General features: G+C 66.6%; 1 pseudogene. It reads left to right on the top strand.

Annotated features, from left to right (window positions below):
• Positions 1-1,495, top strand: a pseudogene (locus B2R83_RS12970) (aldehyde dehydrogenase family protein); the annotation flags it as partial.
• Positions 1,496-1,525 lie beyond the last annotated feature (30 nt).

Below are 1,525 nucleotides of genomic sequence, written 5' to 3' on the forward strand. Positions count from 1 at the left end.
TCGTCTTCGACGACGCCGACCTGGATGCAGCAGTCGAAGGCCTGGTCGATTCGATCTGGTTCAATCAGGGCCAGGTCTGCTGCGCAGGCTCGCGCCTTCTGGTGCAGGAATCGGTCTACGAGCGCTTCATCGCGAAAGTAAAAGCGCGCATGCAGAACCTGCGCATCGGCTCGCCGCTGGATAAATCGAACGACATCGGCGCGCTGGTCGACCCGATCCAGCAGCAGCGCATCCATGGCCTGGTGGAATCGGCACGTGCGGAAGGCTGCGACATCTGGCAGCCGAGCTGCGAAGCCCCGNNGAGATCTTCGGCCCGGTGCTGGTGGCGATGAGCTTCCGTACGCCGTCGGAGGCGGTGCAACTGGCCAACAACACTGTCTACGGCCTGGCCGCCTGCGTGTGGTCGGAATCGATCTCGCTGGCGCTGGACGTGGCGCCGCAGATCAAGGCCGGCGTGGTGTGGATCAACACCGCCAACCAGTTCGACGCAGCCTGCGGCTTCGGCGGCTACAAGGAATCGGGCTTCGGCCGCGAAGGCGGCAAGGAAGGCATGTACGAGTACCTGACCCCGCTGTCGGAAGACGCACGCCCGGCAGCACCTAGCGTGCCTGAAAAGGGCCGCGTCAAGGCATCGGAAGAAGGCAGCCCGTTCGCCGTCGACCGCACCGCCAAGCTCTACATCGGCGGCAAGCAGGCGCGCCCGGACGGCGCCTACAGCCGTGCCATCAACGGCGCCAACGGCGCCTTCCTGGCCGACGTCGGCGAAGGCAACCGGAAGGACATCCGCAACGCCGTGGAAGCGGCGCACAAGGCGGCCGGCTGGTCCAAGGCCACCGCGCACAACCGCGCGCAGGTGCTGTACTACATCGCCGAGAACCTGGCGATCCGTGCCGACGAATTCGCCCAGCGCATCGCCGCGCAGACCGGCGCCAAGGATGCGGCGCGCGAAGTGCAGGCCTCGATCGAGCGCCTGTTCTACTGGGCCGCATGGTGCGACAAGTACGACGGCCAGGCCCACCAGCCGCCGATGCACGGCATCACCGTGGCATTGAACGAGCCGGTCGGCGTGATCGGCATCATCTGCCCGAACGAGAACCCGCTGCTGGGCTTCATCTCGCTGGTCGCGCCGGCGCTGGCGCTGGGCAACCGCGTGGTGGCGGTGCCGTCGGAAACGGCGCCGCTGTCGGCGACCGACCTGTACCAGGTGCTGGACACCTCGGACCTGCCGGGCGGCGCGCTGAACATCGTCACCGGCTCAAGCTCGGAACTGGCGCGTACGCTGGCTTCGCACTCGGACGTGGATGCCGTGTGGCGCCACGACGGTTCGCTTGATGGCTGCGCGGAAGTCGAGCGCTTGTCCAGCGAGTCGCTCAAGCGCACCTGGGTCGGCGGCGCCAAGGGCCGTGACTGGTTCGATGCGAAGCAGGCCTGCGGCCGCACGGTGCTGCAGCATGCTTCCCAAGTGAAAAACGTTTGGATTCCATACGGCGTCTGATACGCGGCGTTGATGGTTTTGTAGGGTGGG

It is taken from the genome of Massilia sp. UBA6681 (genome assembly GCF_002454935.1).
GTDB classification, from domain to species: domain Bacteria; phylum Pseudomonadota; class Gammaproteobacteria; order Burkholderiales; family Burkholderiaceae_D; genus Telluria; species Telluria varians.